41 protein-coding genes and 1 tRNA gene are annotated in these 22,734 nt (G+C 33.6%); 23 read left to right on the forward strand and 19 right to left on the reverse strand.

Going from position 1 to position 22,734, the window contains the following annotated elements; all coding sequences use genetic code 11:
* Window positions 1–15 precede the first annotated feature (15 nt).
* A complete protein-coding gene (locus K5790_RS02535) occupies window positions 16–441 on the forward strand; it encodes a bifunctional nuclease domain-containing protein (protein WP_297592973.1) in 426 nt (141 codons plus the stop codon).
* Window positions 442–490: 49 nt separating this feature from the next.
* Window positions 491–703, forward strand: coding sequence for a hypothetical protein (locus K5790_RS02540; protein WP_297592152.1), 213 nt, complete (start codon window positions 491–493; stop codon window positions 701–703).
* On the opposite strand, the gene K5790_RS02545 is transcribed toward K5790_RS02540, so the two are convergent.
* A complete protein-coding gene (locus tag K5790_RS02545; protein WP_297592153.1) occupies window positions 704–907 on the reverse strand; it encodes a hypothetical protein in 204 nt (67 codons plus the stop codon). It abuts the gene before it with no gap.
* 36 nt (window positions 908–943) lie between these two features.
* Between K5790_RS02545 and K5790_RS02550 the strand changes: the two genes are divergently transcribed.
* Both K5790_RS02550 and K5790_RS02555 read left to right on the forward strand, forming a co-directional pair.
* Window positions 944–1,336, forward strand: coding sequence for a hypothetical protein (locus tag K5790_RS02550; RefSeq protein WP_297592154.1), 393 nt, complete (start codon window positions 944–946; stop codon window positions 1,334–1,336).
* A 156-nt stretch (window positions 1,337–1,492) separates the two neighbouring features.
* On the forward strand, window positions 1,493–1,741 hold the full coding sequence (locus K5790_RS02555) for a hypothetical protein (protein WP_297592155.1): 249 nt from the start codon (window positions 1,493–1,495) through the stop codon (window positions 1,739–1,741).
* On the opposite strand, the gene K5790_RS02560 is transcribed toward K5790_RS02555, so the two are convergent.
* From K5790_RS02560 to K5790_RS02570, 3 genes are all read right to left on the reverse strand, one after another.
* Window positions 1,738–1,998 (reverse strand): hypothetical protein, encoded by a 261-nt coding sequence (locus K5790_RS02560; protein WP_297592156.1) that lies wholly within the window; start codon window positions 1,996–1,998, stop codon window positions 1,738–1,740. The two genes, K5790_RS02555 and K5790_RS02560, sit on opposite strands and share 4 nt — an antisense overlap.
* Before the next feature lie 181 nt (window positions 1,999–2,179).
* Window positions 2,180–2,320 (reverse strand): hypothetical protein, encoded by a 141-nt coding sequence (locus K5790_RS02565; protein ID WP_297592157.1) that lies wholly within the window; start codon window positions 2,318–2,320, stop codon window positions 2,180–2,182.
* Window positions 2,321–2,660: 340 nt separating this feature from the next.
* Complete coding sequence (locus tag K5790_RS02570) at window positions 2,661–3,752, reverse strand: formate--phosphoribosylaminoimidazolecarboxamide ligase family protein (RefSeq protein WP_297592158.1); 1,092 nt, start codon at window positions 3,750–3,752, stop codon at window positions 2,661–2,663.
* 97 nt (window positions 3,753–3,849) lie between these two features.
* On the opposite strand from K5790_RS02570, the gene K5790_RS02575 reads away from it, so the two are divergent.
* The 3 genes from K5790_RS02575 to K5790_RS02585 are packed head-to-tail and all read left to right on the forward strand — an operon-like array spanning window position 3,850 to window position 5,043.
* Window positions 3,850–3,993 (forward strand): hypothetical protein, encoded by a 144-nt coding sequence (locus K5790_RS02575; protein ID WP_297592159.1) that lies wholly within the window; start codon window positions 3,850–3,852, stop codon window positions 3,991–3,993.
* A gap of 56 nt (window positions 3,994–4,049) precedes the next feature.
* Window positions 4,050–4,607 carry a UbiX family flavin prenyltransferase gene (locus K5790_RS02580; RefSeq protein ID WP_297592160.1) on the forward strand — a complete coding sequence of 186 codons (558 nt, stop codon included), beginning with the start codon at window positions 4,050–4,052 and terminating at the stop codon, window positions 4,605–4,607.
* 7 nt (window positions 4,608–4,614) lie between these two features.
* Window positions 4,615–5,043 carry an SRPBCC family protein gene (locus K5790_RS02585; protein WP_297592161.1) on the forward strand — a complete coding sequence of 143 codons (429 nt, stop codon included), beginning with the start codon at window positions 4,615–4,617 and terminating at the stop codon, window positions 5,041–5,043.
* Here K5790_RS02585 and K5790_RS02590 read toward each other — a convergent pair.
* The 3 genes from K5790_RS02590 to K5790_RS02600 are packed head-to-tail and all read right to left on the reverse strand — an operon-like array spanning window position 5,040 to window position 6,563.
* Entirely contained in the window at window positions 5,040–5,246 is a 207-nt protein-coding gene (locus K5790_RS02590; RefSeq protein WP_297592162.1) for a twin-arginine translocase TatA/TatE family subunit, read from the reverse strand. The genes K5790_RS02585 and K5790_RS02590 overlap by 4 nt on opposite strands.
* 27 nt (window positions 5,247–5,273) lie before the next feature.
* Window positions 5,274–6,065: a twin-arginine translocase subunit TatC gene (tatC, locus tag K5790_RS02595; RefSeq protein ID WP_297592163.1), complete on the reverse strand. Its 792-nt coding sequence runs from the start codon at window positions 6,063–6,065 to the stop codon at window positions 5,274–5,276.
* 30 nt (window positions 6,066–6,095) lie between these two features.
* A complete protein-coding gene (locus K5790_RS02600) occupies window positions 6,096–6,563 on the reverse strand; it encodes a hypothetical protein (protein ID WP_297592164.1) in 468 nt (155 codons plus the stop codon).
* Window positions 6,564–6,657: 94 nt separating this feature from the next.
* On the opposite strand from K5790_RS02600, the gene K5790_RS02605 reads away from it, so the two are divergent.
* From K5790_RS02605 to purS, 3 genes are all read left to right on the forward strand, one after another.
* On the forward strand, window positions 6,658–6,813 hold the full coding sequence (locus tag K5790_RS02605) for a hypothetical protein (protein WP_297592165.1): 156 nt from the start codon (window positions 6,658–6,660) through the stop codon (window positions 6,811–6,813).
* 44 nt (window positions 6,814–6,857) lie between these two features.
* Window positions 6,858–7,247, forward strand: a complete 390-nt coding sequence (locus K5790_RS02610; protein ID WP_297592166.1) for a hypothetical protein — start codon at window positions 6,858–6,860, stop codon at window positions 7,245–7,247.
* Window positions 7,248–7,379: 132 nt separating this feature from the next.
* Window positions 7,380–7,640, forward strand: a complete 261-nt coding sequence (gene purS, locus K5790_RS02615) for a phosphoribosylformylglycinamidine synthase subunit PurS (RefSeq protein WP_297592167.1) — start codon at window positions 7,380–7,382, stop codon at window positions 7,638–7,640.
* Window positions 7,641–7,660: 20 nt separating this feature from the next.
* On the opposite strand, the gene K5790_RS02620 is transcribed toward purS, so the two are convergent.
* Window positions 7,661–8,044 (reverse strand): hypothetical protein, encoded by a 384-nt coding sequence (locus K5790_RS02620; RefSeq protein ID WP_297592168.1) that lies wholly within the window; start codon window positions 8,042–8,044, stop codon window positions 7,661–7,663.
* 129 nt (window positions 8,045–8,173) lie between these two features.
* Here K5790_RS02620 and purQ point away from each other — a divergent pair, with 129 nt between their 5' ends.
* From purQ to K5790_RS02675, 11 genes are all read left to right on the forward strand, one after another.
* On the forward strand, window positions 8,174–8,854 hold the full coding sequence (gene purQ / locus K5790_RS02625; protein ID WP_297592169.1) for a phosphoribosylformylglycinamidine synthase subunit PurQ: 681 nt from the start codon (window positions 8,174–8,176) through the stop codon (window positions 8,852–8,854).
* Window positions 8,851–11,016 (forward strand): phosphoribosylformylglycinamidine synthase subunit PurL, encoded by a 2,166-nt coding sequence (purL, locus tag K5790_RS02630; protein ID WP_297592170.1) that lies wholly within the window; start codon window positions 8,851–8,853, stop codon window positions 11,014–11,016. Before purQ ends, purL begins: the two co-directional genes overlap by 4 nt.
* On the forward strand, window positions 11,009–12,442 hold the full coding sequence (purF, locus tag K5790_RS02635) for an amidophosphoribosyltransferase (RefSeq protein WP_297592171.1): 1,434 nt from the start codon (window positions 11,009–11,011) through the stop codon (window positions 12,440–12,442). The genes purL and purF overlap by 8 nt, the downstream gene beginning before the upstream one ends.
* Entirely contained in the window at window positions 12,443–12,688 is a 246-nt protein-coding gene (locus K5790_RS02640) for an Lrp/AsnC ligand binding domain-containing protein (RefSeq protein WP_297592172.1), read from the forward strand.
* Between the two features lie 62 nt (window positions 12,689–12,750).
* A complete protein-coding gene (locus K5790_RS02645; RefSeq protein WP_297592173.1) occupies window positions 12,751–13,032 on the forward strand; it encodes a DUF427 domain-containing protein in 282 nt (93 codons plus the stop codon).
* Between the two features lie 165 nt (window positions 13,033–13,197).
* Window positions 13,198–13,584 carry a hypothetical protein gene (locus K5790_RS02650; protein ID WP_297592174.1) on the forward strand — a complete coding sequence of 129 codons (387 nt, stop codon included), beginning with the start codon at window positions 13,198–13,200 and terminating at the stop codon, window positions 13,582–13,584.
* A 45-nt stretch (window positions 13,585–13,629) separates the two neighbouring features.
* Entirely contained in the window at window positions 13,630–14,454 is an 825-nt protein-coding gene (purC, locus tag K5790_RS02655; protein ID WP_297592175.1) for a phosphoribosylaminoimidazolesuccinocarboxamide synthase, read from the forward strand.
* Window positions 14,455–14,475: 21 nt separating this feature from the next.
* The gene (locus tag K5790_RS02660) at window positions 14,476–14,781 is read left to right on the forward strand and encodes a hypothetical protein (RefSeq protein WP_297592176.1); all 306 of its coding nucleotides are present in this window, start codon (window positions 14,476–14,478) and stop codon (window positions 14,779–14,781) included.
* A 331-nt stretch (window positions 14,782–15,112) separates the two neighbouring features.
* Complete coding sequence (locus K5790_RS02665) at window positions 15,113–15,616, forward strand: winged helix-turn-helix domain-containing protein (protein ID WP_297592177.1); 504 nt, start codon at window positions 15,113–15,115, stop codon at window positions 15,614–15,616.
* 38 nt (window positions 15,617–15,654) lie between these two features.
* Window positions 15,655–15,969, forward strand: a complete 315-nt coding sequence (locus tag K5790_RS02670; protein ID WP_297592178.1) for a hypothetical protein — start codon at window positions 15,655–15,657, stop codon at window positions 15,967–15,969.
* Window positions 15,969–16,373 (forward strand): PPOX class F420-dependent oxidoreductase, encoded by a 405-nt coding sequence (locus K5790_RS02675; protein WP_297592975.1) that lies wholly within the window; start codon window positions 15,969–15,971, stop codon window positions 16,371–16,373. The genes K5790_RS02670 and K5790_RS02675 overlap by 1 nt, the downstream gene beginning before the upstream one ends.
* 75 nt (window positions 16,374–16,448) lie before the next feature.
* Here K5790_RS02675 and K5790_RS02680 read toward each other — a convergent pair whose 3' ends face one another.
* Complete coding sequence (locus K5790_RS02680; protein WP_297592179.1) at window positions 16,449–16,790, reverse strand: hypothetical protein; 342 nt, start codon at window positions 16,788–16,790, stop codon at window positions 16,449–16,451.
* 102 nt (window positions 16,791–16,892) lie between these two features.
* A complete protein-coding gene (locus K5790_RS02685; RefSeq protein ID WP_297592180.1) occupies window positions 16,893–17,378 on the reverse strand; it encodes a DUF4352 domain-containing protein in 486 nt (161 codons plus the stop codon).
* Between the two features lie 352 nt (window positions 17,379–17,730).
* Here K5790_RS02685 and K5790_RS02690 point away from each other — a divergent pair, with 352 nt between their 5' ends.
* Window positions 17,731–18,381, forward strand: a complete 651-nt coding sequence (locus K5790_RS02690; RefSeq protein WP_297592181.1) for a hypothetical protein — start codon at window positions 17,731–17,733, stop codon at window positions 18,379–18,381.
* A 275-nt stretch (window positions 18,382–18,656) separates the two neighbouring features.
* A complete protein-coding gene (locus K5790_RS02695) occupies window positions 18,657–18,839 on the forward strand; it encodes a hypothetical protein (RefSeq protein ID WP_297592182.1) in 183 nt (60 codons plus the stop codon).
* Between the two features lie 561 nt (window positions 18,840–19,400).
* On the opposite strand, the gene K5790_RS02700 is transcribed toward K5790_RS02695, so the two are convergent.
* The 9 genes from K5790_RS02700 to K5790_RS02740 form a co-directional block, all read right to left on the reverse strand.
* Complete coding sequence (locus K5790_RS02700; RefSeq protein WP_297592184.1) at window positions 19,401–19,850, reverse strand: DUF2299 family protein; 450 nt, start codon at window positions 19,848–19,850, stop codon at window positions 19,401–19,403.
* Window positions 19,851–19,965: 115 nt separating this feature from the next.
* Window positions 19,966–20,193 (reverse strand): hypothetical protein, encoded by a 228-nt coding sequence (locus K5790_RS02705; RefSeq protein WP_297592186.1) that lies wholly within the window; start codon window positions 20,191–20,193, stop codon window positions 19,966–19,968.
* A 13-nt stretch (window positions 20,194–20,206) separates the two neighbouring features.
* Entirely contained in the window at window positions 20,207–20,452 is a 246-nt protein-coding gene (locus tag K5790_RS02710; RefSeq protein WP_297592188.1) for a hypothetical protein, read from the reverse strand.
* 184 nt (window positions 20,453–20,636) lie between these two features.
* Window positions 20,637–20,713, reverse strand: a tRNA-Asn gene (locus K5790_RS02715).
* A 73-nt stretch (window positions 20,714–20,786) separates the two neighbouring features.
* Window positions 20,787–21,074 carry a hypothetical protein gene (locus tag K5790_RS02720; RefSeq protein WP_297592189.1) on the reverse strand — a complete coding sequence of 96 codons (288 nt, stop codon included), beginning with the start codon at window positions 21,072–21,074 and terminating at the stop codon, window positions 20,787–20,789.
* A 15-nt stretch (window positions 21,075–21,089) separates the two neighbouring features.
* Entirely contained in the window at window positions 21,090–21,647 is a 558-nt protein-coding gene (locus tag K5790_RS02725; RefSeq protein ID WP_297592191.1) for a 50S ribosomal protein L6, read from the reverse strand.
* Window positions 21,637–22,029, reverse strand: coding sequence for a 30S ribosomal protein S8 (locus tag K5790_RS02730; protein WP_297592193.1), 393 nt, complete (start codon window positions 22,027–22,029; stop codon window positions 21,637–21,639). Before K5790_RS02730 ends, K5790_RS02725 begins: the two co-directional genes overlap by 11 nt.
* Before the next feature lie 4 nt (window positions 22,030–22,033).
* Window positions 22,034–22,213 (reverse strand): 30S ribosomal protein S14, encoded by a 180-nt coding sequence (locus K5790_RS02735; RefSeq protein WP_297592195.1) that lies wholly within the window; start codon window positions 22,211–22,213, stop codon window positions 22,034–22,036.
* On the reverse strand, window positions 22,213–22,734 hold the full coding sequence (locus tag K5790_RS02740) for a 50S ribosomal protein L5 (protein ID WP_297592197.1): 522 nt from the start codon (window positions 22,732–22,734) through the stop codon (window positions 22,213–22,215). The genes K5790_RS02735 and K5790_RS02740 overlap by 1 nt, the downstream gene beginning before the upstream one ends.

The raw sequence follows: 22,734 nt of genomic DNA on the forward strand, positions 1-22,734 counted from the left end.
ATTATGCGTAATACAATGGAGATTAATCAAGCACAAGAACCAGATTATGAGTCAGTAAAAATAGATTATGTTGGATTTGTAGACCCATATGCTGTAGAGGGAATGGTGATTCTCAAGGCAGATAATGGAAAAGAATTCCATATGAGGGCTTTCTCTGGAGAAGTTGCAAGACATATCTCTAGTTTTTCAGAAACAGAGAGTGAACCTGTTCCATCCATATACAAAATGATAGAAGAGATTTGCGAAGAAAATGAACTAGTACTAGTTAAAGTCAAAATTTATGAAAGTGGGGAAGTTCTAAGAGCGAATCTCTATTTTACTGGAAAAAAAGACTTGGTTTTACGAAACTACCGTGCATCAGATGCTATGGCTTTGGGGGCATTTTACAATATTCCAATATTGGTACGAAAAAACCTTCTCAAAGAAAGTATGGAAGTTTGATATATTCTCATTTAGAATGGTTTTTGTCATAGTAAATTATTGAATATTTATGAGCAAACAAGAACAAATTATGGATAATCTGTTAAATGTTGATTTAGAAATAATTGACATTATACGAGAACTTCATCAAAAACAATGGGATTCGGATTCTTTGAAACAACAAGTAGGGGATTTGCTTAAAATTCGTGATGAAATGGTGGAACAATTAATGACATTTAATGACGATTCCCATCAGTGTGACTGTGGCCATGAACATGAATGATTATTCATAATTTTCAAAAAAATCCACTGGAAACATCTTCTCAATTTTGTTTACTTCTGACTGATATTTTTTAATCTTAAATTGAATTGATTCCAAATCTGATTTTTCACATTTACTCTCTTTTTCTTTTAACTCTTTAATTTTTTTTGATAATGTTTTGTGCATTATTGAATATTCAGGAAATTTTTCAGGTAAGTTATTCATTAGCTAGATTAAATATGCATAAAAATAATACTTGATATGAAAGTTCTGTTCTTTTCAATATTTTTAATTTTATCCGGTACTAATGCTGTTTTTGCGGAAAGCATTACTGCCAATGTTGTTTCTGAAGAAAAAATACATGTAGTTGATGAGCAAATAATGATTACTGCAGATATTACAAATAATCAGGATATTCCACAAATCTTTGCATATGTCACTCAGGTAACAAATGATGATGGTGTTGTAATTTCTCTTTCATGGTTGACTGGTTCGTTATCTCCAAAACAATCATTTTCACCTGCACAATCCTGGATACCTACTGAATCTGGCATTTACCACATACGGGTTTTTGTTTGGGAGAGCATTGATAATCCTGAAGCATTATCCCCTCCTTTATCTATGACAATTAATGTTCATGACAGAACATCTTAATTTTTCAAAACTGCTTCATAATTCGGCAAACTCATCAACAATCAGTTATAGCTTATTTTGATTAATCATCAGCAGTTTTGTTATCTATTTCATAGTATATTATTCTTGTATCAAGTAAATGCCAACCTTTTTGATGAGTTTTGATTTTATAATTTCATGGTTAATTTTGAAAAACTGTATTACAAAATTGCTTTACAGGTAATCAAAAGATGTCATGGGGCAATCAAAATCACTAAACATGGAAAAATTCTTGAAGTTTATGATCCAAAACGACATATTTGGAGCAAGGGACTTGCTGGTCTTATAATTAAAGAAGAATGCAAAAATGCCAATCTGAGAGAATGGGAATTTGCTAGTGTTAGGACTTACATCATAAAAGAATTATTGAGCAAATCTGATTCTTAATATTCGACTTTTCTAATAATATGGGGTTCTTTTAGCATAATGATGTCATCTTTTCTTGATGACAATTCTACTTGCCTCAAATTATTACTTGTAATGACTATTAGTGCCTCGCATCGTGAACACAAAATTGTTTTTCCACATGATCTTTCTTCCCTGATTAGTTCTTTTTCTAGCCTGTCATCTTTTTCACAGGTGGGACATAATCTAGGCTCCTTTGAAATACAAATAATTTCCTTAATGAAAATGGTTCTTCCCACAGAATTATTGTGACTTTAACACAAAAAAGAGTTTGTATCGCTAATTGGCATCCAGCAGTTTTTTCTCAAACATCAAACCGTTTTAATTATTTGAGAGAAAACGTTGAGTATTCAATATATTTCTCAATCTAGCCAATTAACATTGGGACTAGTTTCTTGAGAAAATATATTTTTGTTGATCTTAGATGCACTTTTTGATGATATCATTTACGGCTCTTGAATAACTATATGTAGAATTTTGTTTTTGCATTTTTTTTGCTTGAAATAATCTGATTTTTTTATCAAGCTCATCTTCGATCATTATTGTGACACGTCTGGTCATGTTATGTATTTCTTAAATTCTGTATTTATGGGATAGATGGTTTATTTTCTAGTGCCAAATATTTTTCTAAACTAATCACAGTAAAAATTACATAATCTTTGATATTTTTTTGCAATTATTGATACTAAATGTTAAATAGTAAAATTGTATATACTATATGATGTCGTTAGTTGTAAAATCTGGCGATTAGACTGCGCTACCCCGCAGAACAATAAAGGCAATCAAGCGTTTAACGTTTGACTATGAGAGGGAATCTCTCAAAGTTCTGCATTAAGGGGGTTAGCGCCTTTTTCATTATTTTACTCTATTGATTAATCATTGATTTTGGATTTCTAGAAATTTATGTTACAATTTCATCAAGACGATCTTCTTCCTGGGCTCTTTTAATTTCCATGGCAATTCTTCTTCCTATCCCAAATGTTTTGCCGTATTGATATTTTGTATATGGACTAGTGGTTGCTACAATTGGATTTCCAGGAACGCGCAATGACACATCATATACAATTAACTCCAAATCTTTTGTGATTACACTTTGTAGAGAGAATGGACCAATGATTCCTGGGGAATATTCTTTTTTAACTGCGGCCACAAATTTGTCGCCCATTTTGATTACTTTTTCTAGAAGTGATTCTCTAATACTTGCAGGCGTGTGTCCTACCTCGATATTTTGTAAATCCATGTTTATGTCTAATTGCTGTTTGGCTGGCAAGGCATTATAGTCATGAATATTTGTCTGAAGTCTTCTTTCAATTCCAATAAAATCAACTTGATCAGAAATTGGTGTATGGAAGAAATTAAAATTCATATAAGTTCCAATTGCCAGTTCTTCAATACTTGATTTTTCAAGATCCTTTCTTGCAATTATCCCTTGTTTGATTTTATCTTCTGATTTTTCTTTAAAATCTTTGTAAGATGAGACTGTGAAAAAGGCTCTTTCTAGAGGTCTATTTTTTTCCTGAACTTTAACAATACATGGCTTGTTGATTTGTTTTGGGTCTCTGAATAATTTTGGATACTTTATTCTGGCTTTTTCTAGTAGATAATATTGGCCTTTTTTTGCTGTTCTTTCTTCAGCTTGGAATAACTTTCTATTGCCAAAGATGGGAACTTTGAATGAATTCTCAATTGTTTTGTATCCAAGATAAACAGTAAGAGATCTGTGTGGAACTATGATTGTATTTGTATCGCGTATTTTTTTTTGATTTTGAGCTGATGCCATGTCTTTGAATTTATCTAAAATTATTATCTCATCAGCAATTCTTCTAAATCTTTGATATGGTCCCTCTCTGCCTTTTTGACAAAAAACCATTGTTTGAAAATCTTCATCCTTTGCTCCATCCATAACTTCTAATGCTGAATGACTTCCTAAAACTCCAATTTTCACATCCGTGTAGTTATTTACTATTTTCTTTATCTCAGAACTTTTAATCACACTATGACTAGATTGGAGGATCTAATATAGCTAATTTTCATTTAATCAGATCGTTCTAAATCATAAGATTTTTCATAAAAGAGATTTGATATTAGTTGTGCTATATAATTTTGAACTTCAGATGGCAGGAGTTATTTTACTTACAGCCATGGCAATTGGGGGAATTTCTTTGTGGCTCAAGAGAAGAAAAGAGCAGAATGGCTTGGAGGCTCTAGATAGAGAAGATTCTAAAAATATCTAGTGCTAAGCATGTTTGTTCATCTAATAGATAAAATACTGTAAACTATGTAAATTATCATGAAATTAGTTATTGGAATAACGGGCAGTACAGGTGTAATTTATGGAATTAGAATGTTGGAGACATTGAAAAAATTAAACGTTGAGACTCATTTGATTATGTCTGAATGGGCTATCAAATGTATTGCTATGGAAACTGAACATTCACTTGATTATGTAACATCACTTGCAACTACCATTTCAGATGAAAAAAATATGGCCTCTAGTGTATCTAGTGGAACTCACAGAATTGATGGCATGATTGTAGCACCATGCAGTATGAAGACACTATCTTCAATTGCAAACGGATATGATGATACATTAATTGCAAGAGCTGCAGGTGTAACAATAAAAGAATCTAGAAAGCTAATTTTAATGGTAAGGGAAACGCCTATGTCTGCAATTCATCTTGAAAACATGTTGAAATTATCCCGATTGGGAATTGTAATTTTACCACCCGTAACTGAATTTTATACAAAACCAAAAACTATTGATGATATTGTAAATCATGGAGTAGGAAAGTGCTTAGACCAATTCAACATAGAGCATAACTTATACCCTCGATGGGGTACTTTCTAAATCAAGTTTGCCAAAATTTTCATTAGAAAGAATAATTCGTGCTGATAGAGAAAAAGTGTTTGAAATATTTTCAAATTATGATAGTTACCAGAAAAGATTCTCAGAACATTATCCATCAATTCGAGTTAGGTCTGTGCGAAACAATGTGGCTGTAGTTGAAGAACACCTGAATTTTGATAATGAAGAATTTGTAATTATGGCCAAACATGTTTCTGAGAAACCAAAACTACATGAGATTTTTATAATAGGTGGTGATGCTAAGGGAAGTTACATTAAACAACAATTTGTACAACTTGGCGAAAAAACCAAAGTCGTAGTAGATGTGGATCTAAAAATAAAAGGAAAACAAAAGATAATGTCTCTATTTAGAAAAAATAATTTTGAAGAAAATTATTCTAAGATATTGGATGATTTTGTAAAAGCCGCTGAAAACTAGTCTGATTTTAATTCTTTATCTTTAAAGTCTTTGAGTTCTTTTTCACCCTCAATTTTACCCTTTTCAAACTCACCTTTTGCTTTGCCAAAGGTTTTTGCAAGTTCTGGGATCTTTTTTGCGCCAAAAATGAATACTACTGCAATGATTATGATGAAAATCCATTCTTGTCCTGCAATGAAATTGGCTAAACCCATTCCTAACATTATGTATCTAATTGATTAAATTTGGATTTAAATGTTCGACTTTTTGCGTTCTTTACGCTCGATGATGATCATGCCTGCAACATATAATGCAATCATAGGTCCTGCAATAAACCACATAGTTACACCACTCCCATCAGGAGTAATTACTGCTCCAAAAATAACAATGGCAACTATTGCATACCTGATATTTTTTCTCCAAAAATCTGAATCCACCATGCCAGAAACTGAAATTGCATACATTACAAGAGGAAGCTGAAATGAAAATCCAAATGCAAGCAAAAACTGTAAAACAAATGTAACAAAATCTATTACATTCAAAAATGTAACTAGTCCTGCAGATTCTCCGTATCTATACAAAAAATCCAAAATATATGGAATGACAAAATTATATGAAAATAGACATCCTGCAATAAACAGTCCTAGAGCTGGAATTGTAATGCTTCTACTGACATTGATCTCGTTTTCTTTTAATGCTGGTTTGATAAAGCCTACAAATTCTTTAATTATGATTGGCATCCCAACCACAATTCCGACCAATGCAGCAATGTATACTTGTGCAAAGAATGCCTGTCCTGGTGCTGTTTGAATTAATTGCACATCTTGTGGAACTAAATTTGTTTTCATGTGATTGGTGATTTGGGCTGCAATATTGTTAAGAGGTTCTGGAGTTGGATAATAGAGAGTTATTGAATTTAGCTCAATTGATTCAAGATGTAGTGAGAGGATTAATACTGTAATAATTCCGACTACTAAAACAATTCGTAAAATTCTTTTTCGTAATTCCTCAAGATGCTGATTGAATCCTTCCAATTCTGACATTGGGTATCTTTATGTTTTAAACTATATCAATCAAGTGGGAATTGGCAATAGTTTTGCTTCAGGAAGTCCAGCTTCTTTTAGCTGCTCTGCACTAATGCCCTCAAATTCCAAAGAAATAATGGCTTTGGTGTTAAATTTTTCTTCCATCTCCTTTGCTAAATCTGAAATATCTTTTGCAGAGTAGATCTCTTTAGAATCTTTAAGAAATATCCTGTCTCCTTTTTCCATCTCTTTACCATTGAATTTCCCTTGAAGAAAACTGGTAATGGAAGGGAGTTCCTTTCTATCTATGTTGTTATGAAAATAACAAATTCCTTTCACTGATTGATAATCATAGGCAGTGCCGTGTCTATACATGAAGACACCAATGAATTGGGCTGCATCATCGGGTTCTCTCACGCATTTTATTTCCCAATTAAGCAAGTTTTTCTCATCATAAGCATATCCTGCTAATTCTTCTGATGTAATCTTCCAATATCTCATTCTGCCTTTTGCCATTATTATCACCTAAGATAATCATCTATAAATTCCAATATCAATCAAATGGTTGAATTGTTAACCTGTTTTTATAGGAAATACAGTAAATTACAATATGGGTAATAGAATCACTGTTGTCTTGACTCCTACAAATGTTGAAAAACTTCGTGCAATTCAAGCAAAGATGATCAAGTCCTCTGAAAAATCAATTAGCTTCTCACATGTTCTGAATTTGGTTGTAAGTGAAGGGTTAAAGAAATTTAAATCATAAAAAACAAAACAATAATTTTCATGTGTTGTCCCTATTTTTAATACATGCAAAATGATCAAAATAATCCATTATTTCCAATTGAAATTAATGATTATCCAAAACTTTTTGATTATGTTGTAACTGCAACTGGGTTGGTATATTTTCAAACTTTGAAAAGAAACTACATTTTAGGCAAATCTATGTCCTTAGATGAATATAACAAACTTAGATTATTGCATGTCTATTATGCAGCAGGAAATAAAAATCCAAAAGAAATCCAACAATGGCAAGATATGTGTCTTCAACTTGAAGAGAAAGGAATCTTTGAGAAAAATATGTATCAATCAAAAGAAGATTTGAAAGAAAAATCATTGATTACTAAAAATCCAGATTATCAATCAGGTCTTTACAGAATCCATGTTGATTACATCAAAAATAAAATCAAATCAAAGTAACTGATTCTAGGCAGGAAATCAAACAACACATGTCCTTAGAATCAGATACCTGCAATTAATTAAAAAATAAGTATAAAAACACAAATTTATTCGGAAGATAGATTAACCTCACTTTTAATTTGCAAATTACTAATGCCTGCCTTTGAAGTTGATGTGGTGATTGAAAATAAACCTGGTATCAGTGATCCTGAAGGTCAAACCATACTTAATGATCTTGTTCTTAAAGGAACACACAAAACCGTTTCAAAAATTAAGACTGCCAAGATGCTCAAATTCACTGTAAAAGAAAAAGATAAAAAAACTGCTCAATCAAAAATTCAAGAAATTTGTGATGAACTCAGAATTTATAATCCGATGGTAAGCAAAGTAACTTTTAGTTGTCATGAAATTTAAAATTATTAAAAATTAAGTTTCTAATTTCCTTTTAATCCTATGGATTCTTTTAATTCAACACTGTGATCTTTTCCTTGAGTTGAATCACTAGTAGAACTTTCATCAGATATGTCCAACTCCTCATTAATTTCGGTCTCAGTTGTTTCAGGTTCAGAATTAAATTCTTTTTCAATAGTACCCCATCCCTTCTCTTCTAATTTCTCCGCAGTAGTGGCAGTCACACAAGCTGCATCACCTGACATTCTAATCATTAAGGTAAGTCCACTCTTACAAATCACATCTTCTGCAGAAACTCCATTTGACATTTGTTTTCTTGGAGAATCTATCCCCTCTGAAAAAACAACCGGTGGTAAAAGTCCAATAGAGAGAATTAATGGAATCAATGCAAAAATTACCATTCGCATGTTTTTGTGTGAAATTTACATGAATAAAACAATGACTGTTATGATTTATTTCATAAAAGATCGCAATCTATTCCTAATATCTAATTTTTACTCGATTCAGATTAAATATTGCTGAATGTAAATGCAATTGTGAAGGTTGGAGTTGTAGTTTTTCCTGGAAGTAACTGCGATCGTGATATGTATCATGTACTAACAGATGTCTTTCATCTTGATGCTCAATATTTCTGGCATGAAAAAGGCCTCCCAAAAAATATTGATGCTGTGATTTTGCCTGGTGGTTTCTCCTATGGGGACAGATTACGTGCTGGAGTAATTGCCGCTCATAGTCCTGTGATTAAGGATGTACAAAAGATGGCTGAAAAAGGAATTCCGATTTTAGGTGTTTGTAACGGATTTCAAATCCTAGTTGAAGCAGGATTACTTCCAGGTGTTTTACTAAAAAACGAGTCTCTGAACTTTATGTGTGAGTGGACAAATTTGATAGTTGAAAATAACAAGACTCCATTCACAAATCAGTTTAAACTTCATGAGAAAATCCCAATACCAATCGCAAATGGTGAGGGTCGATATTATGTAGATGATGACACTCTAAAAGAAATCAAAAAGAAAAATCAGATTGTATTTAGATATGAAGAAGTTGTTAATGGCTCCACAAATAAAATTGCAGGTGTATGTAATGAAGATGGAAATGTTGTTGGTATGATGCCCCATCCAGAACGTGCCACAGAATCTGAAATTAATCCAATTGATAACAAACCTTCCTCTAGAATTTTTGAATCGTTAATGGTAGAAATGGGTGTTAGAAATTGAGTTTAGAATCTCAAGAACTTGAAGAACTTAAATCCAAGATTGGAAGAAATCCTACCTCCACCGAACTACAAATTGTAGCTGCAGAATGGTCTGAGCACTGTTCTTACAAATCATCAAAAAAACACCTCAAAATGTTACCTATGAAGGGACCATTGGTAATTACTGAAAAAGGATATGATTCCGGTGTTTTGGATGTTGGTGGTGGATATGTTGTAACTGCTCATATTGAAAGTCACAACCATCCATCTGCAGTTGAGCCGTATGGTGGTGCTGCCACTGGAGTCGGTGGTGTGATTCGAGATATTTTATCTGCAGGAACTAGACCTATTGCAATTTTTGATGGATTGCGGTTTGGAAATATTGAAAAAGATCAACAAGCAAGATGGTTATTCAAAAATGCAGTAACAGGAATTGCAGACTATGGCAATTGTTTAGGTATCCCTACCATTGGAGGAGAAGTGGAGTTTGACGAATGTTATGAAAACTATGCTCTAGTTGATGTAGCCTCAATTGGCTTTGGGAAGAAAGAGAATCTCATAAAAAATCACTCTAAGAAAGGAGATTTGGTGGTCTTGTTGGGTGGTTCCACTGGAAGAGATGGAATAGGTGGTTCTCAATTTGCTTCTGATTCATTAGAGTCTGAAGACCGTTCTGCAGTTCAAATTCCAGATCCATTCATTGAAAAATTAATCATTGAAGCAATTCTTGAGGCAAGAAATCAAAAACTGATTCATGCAATGAAGGATCTTGGCGGGGGTGGATTGTCTTGTGCTATTTCTGAGACTGCTGATGCACTAGAAATAGGAATTGAGATGGATGTTGGAAAAGTTCACACAAGAGAATCTGATATGCATCCTGACGAAATAATGGTATCTGAATCTCAAGAGAGAATGTTAATTGTTACTAGTAAAACTAAACTAAAAAAACTACAAGACATTTGCAAGAAATACCATATTGGGTGCTCTGTAATTGGTCGTGTTACATCTGATAACAAAATGCATGTAAAAAAAGGAAACAAGACATTTGCAAATCTTCCAACTGATGTTGTTGCAAATGCAACATTGCTTGATTTACCTTCAAAAAAACCAGTTTATCTTAATTCCATTGAAAATGAAAAGAAACTCAAACCTATTTCTGATTATTCTAAAATGATGATGAAGTTTTTAGCATCCCCCAACATTGCTAGTAAGATTTGGATTTATTCTCAGTATGATCATGAAGTTGGTATAAGGACCGTTGTAAAACCTGGAAGAGATGCAGCAGTATTAAGATTAGATAATGGAAAATTTTTATCTGCAAAAATTGATGGAAATCCTAAACACTGTTTTATTAATCCACGCGAAGGTGCGATTGGTTGTTTTGAAGAGGCATGTCGAAATGTTGTTTGTACAGGAGCAAAACCAATTGGAATGCTAGATCACCTTCAATTTGGGAACCCAAAAGATCCTGAAATATTTTGGACATTTTTAGAATCCCTAAAAGGCTTGACTGATTTTGCAAAATTCTTCAAGATTCCATGCGTTGGCGGTAAAGTTAGTCTTTACAACGAAACCCCGAAGGGACCAATAAAACCAACTCCTGTAATTGGTGTGTTGGGATTAATTGAAAAAAAACCGTTAATCACTCAAAAAATCTCAGATGGTGATATCCTTGTAATTGTTGGTCGCACCAAAGATGAAATGGGTGGTTCAGAATATTTTGAATATGTTCACAAATTTGTTGGCGGTAAATGCCCTGTTGTAAATTTTGATGAATCAAAGAAGAACATGGAATCTGTATTGGAAATTATTGAGAATCAACTTGTAAAATCTGCTCATGATTGCTCAAAAGGTGGATTGGCTGTAGCCATATCGGAGTTATGTATGACAAATAATGTAGGTTGTAAAACTTTACTTGAAAAAATTCCAAGTGATAAATTATCTGTTGACAGAATTTTGTTTTCTGAGAGCCATTCCAGATATTTGCTAGTAGTAGAAAAGAAAAATCTAAAAGAATTAGAAAAAATCCTTCAAAAACACAAGACTGTTTTTGCAAATATTGGCAAATTTGGAGGAACTAAAATTGAATTTATACATGATACAAAACCCATAGTAGATCTAAGAGTTGATAAAGCGCAAAAAACTTGGTTAAATTCGTTAAGGGATTTGGTTCTTCATGGTTAAGGAAAATTGTGGTGTAGTTGGAATTTTTAGTCTTAGTGGAACCAATGTCGTTCCAATGGCAATTGATGCACTAAGAGCACTTCAACATAGGGGACAAGAAGCTTGGGGCATTGCCATTCCAAATAAAACTCCCCTAAAGCGATTAGGTCTTGTTTCATCTGCCTCATCCGAATTCAAAGCAATCTCTGAGGAATATGCGTCTCCTGCAGTAATTGGGCATGTAAGATATTCAACAATGGGCCGTAGTTCACTTGAGAATGCACAGCCTCTAAAGGTAAAAGATCTTTGTATTGCACACAATGGAACAATTGCTAATGTTCAAGAATTATCCAATCTAGTTGGAGGCTGCTCTTTTACTCCACAAAACGCAAGTGATACTTTAGTTGCGGCTCAAAGACTTGTTTCATTAATTTCTGAAAACGGCCAGATGGGAAAAGCATTATCGATTTTAAAAAATGAGATGGTTGGCTCTTATTGTTTTACATTTATCTCTGATGATAATTCTGTTTACGCCGCACGTGATCCAAAAGGATTCCGTCCAATGGTTTTAGGTCACAAAGAATCTGATAATACATACATAGTTGCATCTGAATCATCTGCAGTTTCTGCAGTTGGTGCTAAATTACAGCGCAATGTTAACCCTGGAGAGTTGATCAAACTAAGTCAAAAAGGATTAGAGACTGAAATGTTCTCTAATGACACAAAACGAGCACATTGTTCATTTGAGTTTACTTACTTTGCTCACCCATCAAGTAACATGGAGGGCACAAACATCTATGTTGCAAGAAAAAACATTGGCAGATTCTTAGCAAAGAAATTTCCAATAAAAGATGCAGATTTGGTAATCCCTGTTCCTGATTCCGCTAGGCCTGCAGCATTGGGATATGCCCAAGAACTAGGTGTCTCTTTTGATGAGGGATTACTAAAAGATAGATACAGCAAGAAAGGCCCACTGCGCAGTTTTATTGAACCTCACCAATCAGATAGAATTGAAATTAACAGATGGATAATTCCAATTAGAGAAATAATTGATGGCAAACATGTTGTAGTGATTGATGATAGTCTTGTAAGGGGAACTAGCTCAAAGGCAATCATTAAGGCACTTCGCAGGGCAGGTGCTAGAAAAATTAGTATGGTGATTACATATCCTCCTATAAAATTCCCGTGCTATGCTGGAATAGACTTTCCTTCTCAAGAAGAACTTGCAACATTTTCAAATGGTAAGGAAATGAATCAAGATGAGATCACTGAAATGGTAAGACAAAGTATTGGTGCTGACTTTTTAGGATACAATGATGCTGAAAATCTAGCCGCAGCTGTGGGGATTCCAAAGGACTCAATGTGTTTTACATGTTCTACTGGAAACTATGAATCATTAGGAATTACCCCTGAATTTAGAAGTAGAGAAGAGATGAAGGGTGAATAAATGGAAACCTCATATGTTCTTGTAAAAAGTGAGATGGCTCATGAGATGGAGGTTATGAAGGAATTACTTCAATTGGATCTTGTCAAAGAAGCAAAGGGAACCTTTGGTGTTTATGATATTTTTGTTAAAATTGAAGCAAACACTTCTGAGGAAATTGAGAATGTAATTACAAAACACATCAGAAAAATCCCTCATGTTCTTTCAACTACTACTCTCTCAGTAATCCCTGAACAAGATGGTAAATAATTAAAAACTGCATCAGACCAAATTAGGGTTTTTTTATATATGCAATGCAAAACTTGAACAATATGAGGGCAATTTGGAATGGGGTGGTCATTGCTGAAAGTAATGATACAATTGTAGTTGAAGGAAATCATTATTTTCCATTTGAATCAATAAAAAAAGAGTATTTCCAGAAGACAGACATGACCTCCTTTTGTGGATGGAAAGGAATGGCTAATTATTATTCAGTTTCTGTTAATGGGAAGACCAACAAAGATTGTGCTTGGTATTACGCTGAACCAAATGATGCCGCCTCGAAAATTAAGGGAATGGTGGCATTTTGGAATGGTGTTGAGGTTAAAGAATAAGTTATTTTTTAAATAAAATCCAGAGCCTACTGCCAACAAAGATTCCTACTGCAGCAATTATCAAAGCTGGCACAATTAAGAATCCTTCATCCATGAATCGTTATATGTTTTATAAAATTAATAGTTTCAAAAAAAGTTCTTAAATTAAAACAGATGATATATTCCGTGAAGCAATACAGTATTCTAATTGGCATTGGTATTGCGGCTATTGGTATAATGGCAGCTATTTTTGGTTCTGATATTTTGAAATTATCTATCTCGACTCAGGAATATGACATATTTGTTGATCCAATTTTAGATAAACAAAATTTGTTTGTAATGGGAAGAGTTACAATACAAAATACAGGATCACAACCCCTAACTAATGTTCGTGTTAATTTTGGTTCAGGCGATACACTAGATCTTGGAACAATCAAAGCTGGGCAAAAAATTATAGTCTCACCTCCTCCTGAAAACCCTATGGAATATGTAATGATATCTGCTGATAATGATATTTTTGTAAACAAGGCATACCGAGAGATGCCAAAGATGGTCGGCATGATGGGCTCATGACCTTTTTGCTAGCAGTTAAATTCCGTGGCTTTCTAGTCTGAATGCTTGAAGTTTCTTACAAGTGGTAAAGTAAAGGATCTTTATGATGTAGATGAAACTACTCTAGTCTTCAAATTCTCTGATAGGGTATCAGCTTATGATGTTAAATTCAGACAGAATATCCCAAAAAAAGGGGAGGTTCTTTGCAAATTTGCCGAATTTTGGTTCAATGAATTACCTGTTCCAAACCATTTCGTGAAAAGAAAATCAGATACTGAAATCATTGTCAAAAAAATGAAAATGCTTCCAATGGAATGCGTGGTTAGAGGTTATTTTTATGGAAGCCTGGTAAATCGCTGGAAAAACGGCCAAGTCACACTTCCTGATGGGACAGATACTACACTTGCAGCAAAACTTCTAGAGCCTATTTTTGATCCTACCACAAAATCTGAGCACGACATTCCAGTAAATAAGACAAAAGCATTGGCAATGAATTTGGTCTCTAAGGAGCAGTTTAACTGGCTTGAAAAAACATCTATTGACATTTACAAAAAGATGGCAGAAATTGCTGATAATGCAGGATTTATTCTGGCTGACTTGAAATTAGAATTCGGATTACTTGATGGAAAAATTACTTTGGGTGACTCTATTGGGCCTGATGAGTATCGACTATGGCCAAAAGATTCCTTCCAGGTTGGTAAAATTCAAGAGGCATATGACAAACAGCTTTTACGTGACTGGCTAACTGCAAACGGATATCAAAAACAATTTGAAGATGATCGTGAGCAAGGAAAAGAACCTGTTGCTCCAGACATTCCTGAGGATGTAATTAAGAAAATGACTGAGCGCTATGTTATAGCATATGAAAAACTTACAGGTAATACTCTTTAGTGGATAAATTATACATTGATCATGCAAACATCTGAAGATAAAAAAGAACTTGAGACACTTTTAAACATTGTAATCAATCAAATCCCTTCATACTCTAACATGGTAAACTCAGCAAACTGGGATGTTGATATTCATGACTGCATTTTTGGAATGGTATATCATTCATTTGTTGCAAAATCAACTGATTACATGAATAACAAACTTACTGATAACAATCTTCCGCGAAATGCTGAATCCACATTTGAGATGATGAATTTAATTTCTGAGGTCTTCAATGAAAGACTGGCTGACATTAGACAAGCCATTGTTTCTGCATCTAATCTATAATCTGTTCCTGACCATTATTTTTCAACTCGAATTGCATATTTGATTTTTCCAAAAAATATCTCCTGATAGGTATTTTGACAACATAAATTTTCAAAGCTGGCATTTTTTGATATTTTCTAATATTTTTCAAACCACTACAAGAATTATTCAACCCAAACTAAATTGATTGTAGTGCTATCAATAATACTGATTGCATTACAATAAATCTTGTAATGATAACAATACATTTGACATCGCTACAAGAATTATCAGAGTATACAAAAATTGATGCGATTAGACAAAAAAATATGATACAAGTAACTTTTAGATCAGATGTAGAGGTAGATTCAGTATGTCTACACTATTAGAAAAGCAAATCAAGGTAAATCGAATTGTTACAACAAGTATTGAACATGCACGAGCAATAGAAGACCCTGCACGCGCAAAAATTGTGGAAATTTTGTATCACCAAGCATTGTCTGCTGACCAAATTTCAACTGCTCTAAAAAAGAGCGGATTTAAAAAAGCGCTAACAACAGTCAGACACCACCTGGAAATTCTAAAAGAATCTGGATTGATAGAGATTGCAAAAATTGAAGAATCTCGTGGTGCTATCACAAAATATTATAGCACATCAACAAAACTACTGGACTTTGAAACTCCTGAAAACTTTGACTCGACGTATTCAAAAATCATTGACAATACATCTGTCAAAATTGAAAAGATTCTCAAAGGCCTTGCTCCAAAAACCTCCAAGACTAAAGGCAAACAATCCCAAGAATATTCTCAATATCTAGTTATGGAGATAATGAATAGGGCGATGACAAACGTATTGGAAAATTCAAGCAAAAAGTAATCGGTAAAACCTAAGTATTTCTTAAATTGATATTTGACATGGTACGTGTTTTCTATTCTCAAAAAACAGAGGATCTTATCCAAAAGATGACACTGATTAATTGGAGATCACATGTACAAAATGATCTAACACAAGAACATCAGAACATGTCAGATAATTGGAAAATGTGTGCGATTGGCGAGAGAATTCGTATTGAAGGTCGTGATCTTGAATCAATAAAAGATCTGTCGCCTGAGGCGATCAGACTAGGATACGAGTTTTCAGTTGCTATGCAAGAAAAAGATAACGAAAAAGCATTAGAAATCATTACAATGATAGAAAAACTGCCAACTATATGGCGTGATGAAAATTGATTGATCAAAAAGTTGTAAAACTGTTTTCAGAAAAAAATTTAGTGTTTATTGCAACAATAATGCAAGATGGTTCACCACAAGTATCTCCGGTATGGGCAAACTTTGAAAACGAATACATTTTGATTAATACTGCAGAAGGTAGAATCAAACACAAAAACATTTTACGTGATCCTCGTGTTGCAGTTTCTGTTGTATCAAAAGATAATCCTCTTGATATGACAACAATTCGTGGAATTGTTGAACAAATAATTCCTGATTATGATTACAAGCATGCAGACAAACTTACACTACAATACATGGGATTAGATCATTATCCATTCAAACGAGATGGTGAAAAAAGAATTATTTTAAAAATAAAACCAAACAAAATTTTTGTTTTGCCTGAATTAAAAATGAATGAATAAAATGTTTCTAAACTCGAGTTTAGAAACATTTGAAAAATAAAATAAATGAGTTAAGAAAAAAGTTAGCAGGACAGCTTAACGTCGACGTTTAGCTGCCTTTCTCTTTGGAGCGGCTCTGCGTTTAGCTGCCTTTCTCTTTGGAGCTGCTTTTTTAGCTGCAGTTCTTCTCTTTGGAGCGGCTCTGCGTTTAGCTGCCTTTCTCTTTGGAGCTGCTTTTTTAGCTGCAGTTCTTCTCTTTGGAGCGGCTCTTCGCTTTGCTCCACCACTTCGAGTTGCTGCTGCTTTTCGTGCTGCTGCTTTTCTCTTTCGAGATGCAGCTGCTTTTGCTGCTTCAGCTGCTTTTTTAGCTGCATTTCTCTTTCGAGTACGTGCTGCTTTTTTAGCTGCTTCTGCGCGTTTGGCTTTAGATATTGCCATAATATTTTTCAAAAGTTATTAGTGTTATATGGTAAAAGTCACACATTACTACGTAATCTATAGTAAAATTTGACACATTTTTTTCATTTTAGAAAATTGCGATCAACAATTTGTTATACAAACAACAGCTGTATCAACTGTTGATTGTTCTTTTTGTGGTCTGATAATTATTTTGTATTTTTTTTCTTCATCAAATGGAATATCAAACTGTGTTGTCTTTTCTACTGGTTTGTTTGGCTCTAACCATTCTAACAACAAGTCTTTTGAAGAAAACTCTCCATAAACTGCTTCGTGTTTTTGATCTTTTTCATCAACTAGGTAAAATTGTCCTCCTGATAGCAGTGTTTTTTCATCTCCGTTGTTTTTTGCAGTGATTCCGATCTTAACAAATGTATTTTCTGGTGAGACTTCTTTGTTTCCTTCATTTGTTCCCTCAAATGTAATGATATATTCCACTGGACCTACTGTTATTGGTTGTCCAGATACTGTTTCAATAAAATTAGTCTGATATTGTGTGTACATGTACATTGCAGCACCCATTGATGCAATAATTGCACCAATAACAATAACAACTCCAAGTCCTGCCATGAAAAACCTGACTTTTTTTGGTATATAGTTGAAACGAAAGTAGAGGAATTTGAATAAAATCATATCATAAAGCGTTTATGACTTTTATCAGAATTATGGTTGTTTATTGGCAGATCGCTAAAAATAGTTCAAAAATCCCTACCTAGTCATGTTTACTAGTAATCAATCTGAATTTGTAATCTTTTTAGAACATATTGTAGTTATTTACAAAAATTTCCTAGTATAATTAGATCAAACTTGGGGTTGTTTATTGGTCTCGTTATTTAATCTTGTTTTTATGGGATTTTATGTTTGTAATATTTTCATATTACGCACAGTTACTCTTTTATTTCTCATGTTTGGGACTTGTACCATGAACAAAACTGTTCTATTCGGAGCAACAATCACAGCAACTTTTGCAGTATTGATGTTTGCTACCCCTTTGGCATCAGCTATTACTGGTTTAACTGGTGGTAGTTTGGATGTTACCGGTACAACCATTGATTCTGTAACTTTTGATGTGTCTCCAAACACACTTGGTGATGAATTTGGTGGCTATGGAGTTTTAACAGATGGAACTCTTGTAGTAGTTACCTCACATCAGGGAGTGTATGACAGTGAAGGCCAAACATATCCTAACAAACATGTAACTTTTGACGTATGTAATTATGGATTAGTTACTGCCGGATTTTGTGGACCTGAGTGGCATACTCACATGGTAGATTTACAAGCAGATACTACTGGAACATGTAATGCTAACGTAAATGTTGGATTACCTGGATTAGAGGTTGCAAATCTTTCATGGGAAGAAGCTACATCTCAATTAACTGTTGGAGCACAATCAATTACTGTGGAGAATGTTCCTTCTAGCCAAAACCTAATCAGTTCAATTTCAGGCCAATCTGAAACTTGGATTACTGGGGCAATTGCTGGTGCATTAGTTGAATTTGATTTACGTGGTGCAGCAGATGGTAATGGAAACTTACATGTTTGCGTTGAAAACATCGCAGCAACAATTCCATAATTCTATCTTTTTCTTTTATTTTTTCACTAATTTAGAGGGGTTTAGCTTTTACGCATGACAATAAAAGATCATACTAGTCTAGCTGGGAGAGCTTGGTGGATTGATGGTTGCATTTCATATATAGGCACAAGTGTTACACCCCCCCTCAAAACGCCTGTTTTTGAAAATTTCATAGTGTGCCTAAATACACTAAAATTCATGGGGGGTTTAACGCCTAGGCATAATTTTACAAAATTGCTCATTTTAGAAAGTTTTCTAAAATTGATGATATCCAGTTGGAAATTTGTACAAACAAGTCCGATGAAAAAATTCTAAACGAATCAAAAGCATTGTTTGTTGATTCAAAGGATTGGTTAATTGTCGATTCATTGATCTGTAATATCCAACTATGCATACATTTCTTATTCAAAATTATGATTTTACATCCTGCATGTGCATTTGGACACACATTTTTCTAGAATAAGGGGGGTATTTTCACCCCAAACATGTCATGATTTTGGTATTTTTCTCATTTGTTGGTAATTTGACCTGTTTATGGTCTTTTAATAAGAGGTCTATGACATCTGTGTTTTTTGCTCTTTCAACTCATTATGAACAGTTTTTGCAATGAAATGTACTGCCAATACCAAACCAATCACTTTGAACATGTTATTCATCTGGTTTGACCTCCTTGGCATCATAGGTATCAAGAATCTCGTCTATCATTTTGATGATGCTCAATTTTGAATCATCTCCCATTTTGTGGTAGCATTTTCTAGTCTTAGCTTGTTGACATTAATGCTGACATTTATCTCAAAATTCTTGGTCGCATGTCTGAAAAAAATATTGACAATGCTCATTTCACAAACACCATTAAAGTTGCAATTGCGGTCAAGAGAAAAACCTTGTTTTTCGAAGCCTTGAATTTGAGAATCTGACTTTCTAGAAAGCCTGTTTTTGGTGAAATTATTGTTTTCATGATTGTATTATTTTGAATATTGGATTTAAAATCCGCGTAGGACTGATAAATTATCTATAATCTAGAATGTCTTCATTAAAAATCTGGATGTTTTTTCATGCATTTCAGATACTTTGTCAATTGCATCAAACATTGTTTGTTGATTGATATTTTCTTTATTGTCAAGTACTACATACACTCCTATTTTCTGCTTTCCTTCTTCTGAGATGAACTTGTTAATTGCCTGAATAGAATAACAATAATCATTAACTTTTTTCTCAAACCTCTCTTTTTCTGCCTCATTGAATCCAAGGTATCTTGAGATTTGATTATTTTTCATGACTACCTTTGCACCAATTACAAGAATTCCTGGTTGTGATTTTGGCTCAAATACATCCATGGGGATGCCGTATTGCCCTGCATGTTTTATTAGAATTTGAAACGTATTTTCTGAATTTTTTACCTCTTCAAAGGATAATCCTTCATGAATTAACCATCTCTCAACGTTATCTCGCATTCTCATCGCACTCATGTTTTACACCTGATTTTAGTTCTATATGATTCTAAATTTGATGATTACAAGTCTGAATTTTTAATGTTTCTAAATTCGAATTTAGAAATAATGTAATCTTTTACCTGAAAAACAACTAGATGTTTACATTAAATCCTGAATCCATACCTGGCACTGATGATGCAATCAAAATATTGAAAATGATTCCAGCTACCATCATTACTATCCCAAGAAATAAACAGTTCTTGGCCTTTCTTGGATCATCACGACGTAAAATAAAAAATGCTATTATCCCACCAATTAGTCCTAAAAAAAATGGCAACAAAAACCATGCATTGCTTCTTTGTTTTTCAGGAAATGACATCTTATTTTTGAACTTATTTTGAAGCTGCTTTTTTCTGTATCTGTGTGATCTCAATTTCTACTGTTTCAAGTGGATCTTCTACTTGATTTCGTCTAATTGAGAACATCTTGGGTTTTTCAAAGTCGTCAGTACAATCAGGACATGCATAAACTAAAACTCTGTGTTCATTTGGCGCCTTTGGATTTGATAATCTAGGATAATACACCAATCTTGCACCACAATCAACACAATATCTGTTGGCCCTTCTAGTTCTGACCAATGTAAACCTCCTGCATTATACTAGATATGCGATCATCTATTAGATCTATGTTGTCTAATAGAGTAAACTAATTAGTATCAACCGATCAATCTTTCTAAATTCGAATTTAGAAATATGATTAATTTAAAATGTTGTGTTTTAACTTTGAAAAAATAATATTTCAAAACTCGAGTTTAGAAACAAATGGCGCCGCCCATCAGACTTGAACTGACGACCGTCCGATTAACAGTCGGATGCTCTACCACGCTGAGCTAGGGCGGCAACATGTTTGTACCTTGGTAAAAGTGATTTAATCCTTGCGACTATTCAAATTAGACCTAGTTTTGATTTTATGTTAGTTAAATTTTGCAAAAAACTCTTTGATTTCATTTGAATGACTTTCGACTAACTCAATAATTTCGATGTGTTCCTCTGCGGTTGGTTCTCTTTTATGAACAATTTGAAAAGCACTTAATGCTGAACCGACCATCTCGCCAACAAAAAATCCGCACAAAAAATCCCCCACATTTTCACAATCCCATGTTTGTCCAACACGTGGCGATGCCCCTGCTGTTTTGTACAATTCTAAAGTCTGTTCAATTAAATCAGTTGTTTGTTTGGAGAATTCAGGATCAAGAGTCATGAAAAATTAGAATGTTCACTTGTCTAATCCTTTCTTCTTCTCAAAGACATAAACTCCGTCAAGAAAAACTCTATGATCTTTGTTTTTTACTTTTGATTTTAATTCGATATTAGCAGCAGTTTGAGTGATATCTGTCAATACCTCTCCCGTTAAAATCACATCTTCGCCTTTTGGAACAACTTTGGTATTTCCAACAATTCTTGTAACTCTTGGTGCTCTTTCCCCCTGAAAGTTTTCGATTAGTATCTTCTTTCCTTCAACTTTAACTGTAATTGGAAAATGAGAAAATACTACTTTCATTTTAATTGTGTATCCTTCTACTAAACCCTCACAAATATTTCTAATAATTGAACGTGCCGTATGCAAAATTGAATAATCTTTTTTTCTAGTTCCAATTGCCTTTAATGTGACTTTTCCATCAGCAATATCGATATGGACTGGAATGTCTCTAAAATTTTTGAAGGTTTTACCTAGTGGTCCTACAAAACTTAACATGTTTTTGTTTTGTGTTATTGTAACACCTTCTGGAATTATTACTTCATCTTGAAACTTTTCAACTTGACTAGTAGACATAACCTATCAAAAATCCTCCTATTCCTTTCTCTGCAGCTTCATGATGCGACATGACACCTTGATTAGTTGTAACTAAAAGCATTCCTCTATTATATGCGGGCAAATACTGCTGTTCCCAATTATTAAATTCGTCATTTTTGACTTTGAATCTTGGTGAAATTGCCCCACATTTTGTAATTTTTGCTAATAATTTAATTTTAAATTTCCCTCCTCTTTTATCATCAATATGTTCAAACTCTCCAATGTATCCATCTTTTTGCAAAGTTTTGAGAACTTCAATTCCTAATTTTGAAGTTGGAAGAATTGTGCAATCTCCTTTTCTCCTTGCTTCATTATTGTATAATGTGACAAATAGATTTGCTAAAATGTTCGTTGCTGGCATATTATCACCGATTTTTCCTAAATCCTAGAGAAACAGCTACTTCTCTGAAACATCGTCTACATATCATCAAGTCATATTTTTGTATAACTGCTGTATAATCACCGCATCTCTTACACCATCTTGATCCTCTGCCAAAATCGTGCTTTTTTCTTCCTGTTGCTTCATATGATCTGTCTTTTGCCATTATACTATTACAACTCCAAATTCTTTTGTTAGATATTCTTTTGCTTCTCTACTGGTAATGATGTGAGTTTTTCCTACACTAGCTTTATGTTTACTTCTTCTTCTTATTCCAAAACCTGGTCTTGTTAAAGTAACAGAAATTCCGAGTCCTAAAATACCAATTTGTGGATCGTATTTTACTCCAGGGATATCAATATGTTCTTTAATTCCAAATGAGAAGTTTCCAAAATTATCAAATGATTTTCCGTTAATTGCATTACCTTTTGCTTCCAATAATCTTTTTAGTAATTCTACTGCATCATTTCCTCTAATTGTAACTGCTGCACCTATTGGTTCTCCTTTTCTAATGCCCCAATCTCTTTGTGTTTCTTTTGCATTACGTGCACATGATTTTTTACCTGAAATTTCATCTAGTGCTCTTTTTGCAATTTCAATTACGTCTCCTGATTTTCCTACCCCCATATTGAGTACTACTTTTTCAAGAGAAATTTTTTTCATTGAGGATTTAGTTACTTGAGACAT

The organism is Nitrosopumilus sp., assembly GCF_025698945.1.
In the GTDB taxonomy this organism is placed as follows: Archaea; Thermoproteota; Nitrososphaeria; order Nitrososphaerales; family Nitrosopumilaceae; genus Nitrosopumilus.

Excerpts from the sequence above, each read along its gene's own strand:
- K5790_RS02535 (WP_297592973.1), top strand. The coding sequence starts at position 16 with ATGGAGATTAATCAAGCACAAGAACCAGATTATGAGTCAGTAAAAATA.
- K5790_RS02540 (WP_297592152.1), top strand. The coding sequence starts at position 491 with ATGAGCAAACAAGAACAAATTATGGATAATCTGTTAAATGTTGATTTA.
- K5790_RS02545 (WP_297592153.1), bottom strand. The coding sequence starts at position 907 with ATGAATAACTTACCTGAAAAATTTCCTGAATATTCAATAATGCACAAA.
- K5790_RS02550 (WP_297592154.1), top strand. The coding sequence starts at position 944 with ATGAAAGTTCTGTTCTTTTCAATATTTTTAATTTTATCCGGTACTAAT.
- K5790_RS02555 (WP_297592155.1), top strand. The coding sequence starts at position 1,493 with ATGGTTAATTTTGAAAAACTGTATTACAAAATTGCTTTACAGGTAATC.
- K5790_RS02565 (WP_297592157.1), bottom strand. The coding sequence starts at position 2,320 with ATGACCAGACGTGTCACAATAATGATCGAAGATGAGCTTGATAAAAAA.
- K5790_RS02580 (WP_297592160.1), top strand. The coding sequence starts at position 4,050 with ATGAAATTAGTTATTGGAATAACGGGCAGTACAGGTGTAATTTATGGA.
- K5790_RS02590 (WP_297592162.1), bottom strand. The coding sequence starts at position 5,246 with ATGTTAGGAATGGGTTTAGCCAATTTCATTGCAGGACAAGAATGGATT.
- tatC (WP_297592163.1), bottom strand. The coding sequence starts at position 6,065 with ATGTCAGAATTGGAAGGATTCAATCAGCATCTTGAGGAATTACGAAAA.
- K5790_RS02600 (WP_297592164.1), bottom strand. The coding sequence starts at position 6,563 with ATGGCAAAAGGCAGAATGAGATATTGGAAGATTACATCAGAAGAATTA.
- K5790_RS02605 (WP_297592165.1), top strand. The coding sequence starts at position 6,658 with ATGGGTAATAGAATCACTGTTGTCTTGACTCCTACAAATGTTGAAAAA.
- K5790_RS02610 (WP_297592166.1), top strand. The coding sequence starts at position 6,858 with ATGCAAAATGATCAAAATAATCCATTATTTCCAATTGAAATTAATGAT.
- purS (WP_297592167.1), top strand. The coding sequence starts at position 7,380 with ATGCCTGCCTTTGAAGTTGATGTGGTGATTGAAAATAAACCTGGTATC.
- K5790_RS02620 (WP_297592168.1), bottom strand. The coding sequence starts at position 8,044 with ATGCGAATGGTAATTTTTGCATTGATTCCATTAATTCTCTCTATTGGA.
- purF (WP_297592171.1), top strand. The coding sequence starts at position 11,009 with ATGGTTAAGGAAAATTGTGGTGTAGTTGGAATTTTTAGTCTTAGTGGA.
- K5790_RS02640 (WP_297592172.1), top strand. The coding sequence starts at position 12,443 with ATGGAAACCTCATATGTTCTTGTAAAAAGTGAGATGGCTCATGAGATG.
- K5790_RS02645 (WP_297592173.1), top strand. The coding sequence starts at position 12,751 with ATGAGGGCAATTTGGAATGGGGTGGTCATTGCTGAAAGTAATGATACA.
- K5790_RS02660 (WP_297592176.1), top strand. The coding sequence starts at position 14,476 with ATGCAAACATCTGAAGATAAAAAAGAACTTGAGACACTTTTAAACATT.
- K5790_RS02665 (WP_297592177.1), top strand. The coding sequence starts at position 15,113 with ATGTCTACACTATTAGAAAAGCAAATCAAGGTAAATCGAATTGTTACA.
- K5790_RS02670 (WP_297592178.1), top strand. The coding sequence starts at position 15,655 with ATGGTACGTGTTTTCTATTCTCAAAAAACAGAGGATCTTATCCAAAAG.
- K5790_RS02680 (WP_297592179.1), bottom strand. The coding sequence starts at position 16,790 with ATGGCAATATCTAAAGCCAAACGCGCAGAAGCAGCTAAAAAAGCAGCA.
- K5790_RS02685 (WP_297592180.1), bottom strand. The coding sequence starts at position 17,378 with ATGGCAGGACTTGGAGTTGTTATTGTTATTGGTGCAATTATTGCATCA.
- K5790_RS02690 (WP_297592181.1), top strand. The coding sequence starts at position 17,731 with ATGAACAAAACTGTTCTATTCGGAGCAACAATCACAGCAACTTTTGCA.
- K5790_RS02700 (WP_297592184.1), bottom strand. The coding sequence starts at position 19,850 with ATGAGTGCGATGAGAATGCGAGATAACGTTGAGAGATGGTTAATTCAT.
- K5790_RS02705 (WP_297592186.1), bottom strand. The coding sequence starts at position 20,193 with ATGTCATTTCCTGAAAAACAAAGAAGCAATGCATGGTTTTTGTTGCCA.
- K5790_RS02720 (WP_297592189.1), bottom strand. The coding sequence starts at position 21,074 with ATGACTCTTGATCCTGAATTCTCCAAACAAACAACTGATTTAATTGAA.
- K5790_RS02725 (WP_297592191.1), bottom strand. The coding sequence starts at position 21,647 with ATGTCTACTAGTCAAGTTGAAAAGTTTCAAGATGAAGTAATAATTCCA.
- K5790_RS02730 (WP_297592193.1), bottom strand. The coding sequence starts at position 22,029 with ATGCCAGCAACGAACATTTTAGCAAATCTATTTGTCACATTATACAAT.
- K5790_RS02735 (WP_297592195.1), bottom strand. The coding sequence starts at position 22,213 with ATGGCAAAAGACAGATCATATGAAGCAACAGGAAGAAAAAAGCACGAT.
- K5790_RS02740 (WP_297592197.1), bottom strand. The coding sequence starts at position 22,734 with ATGTCTCAAGTAACTAAATCCTCAATGAAAAAAATTTCTCTTGAAAAA.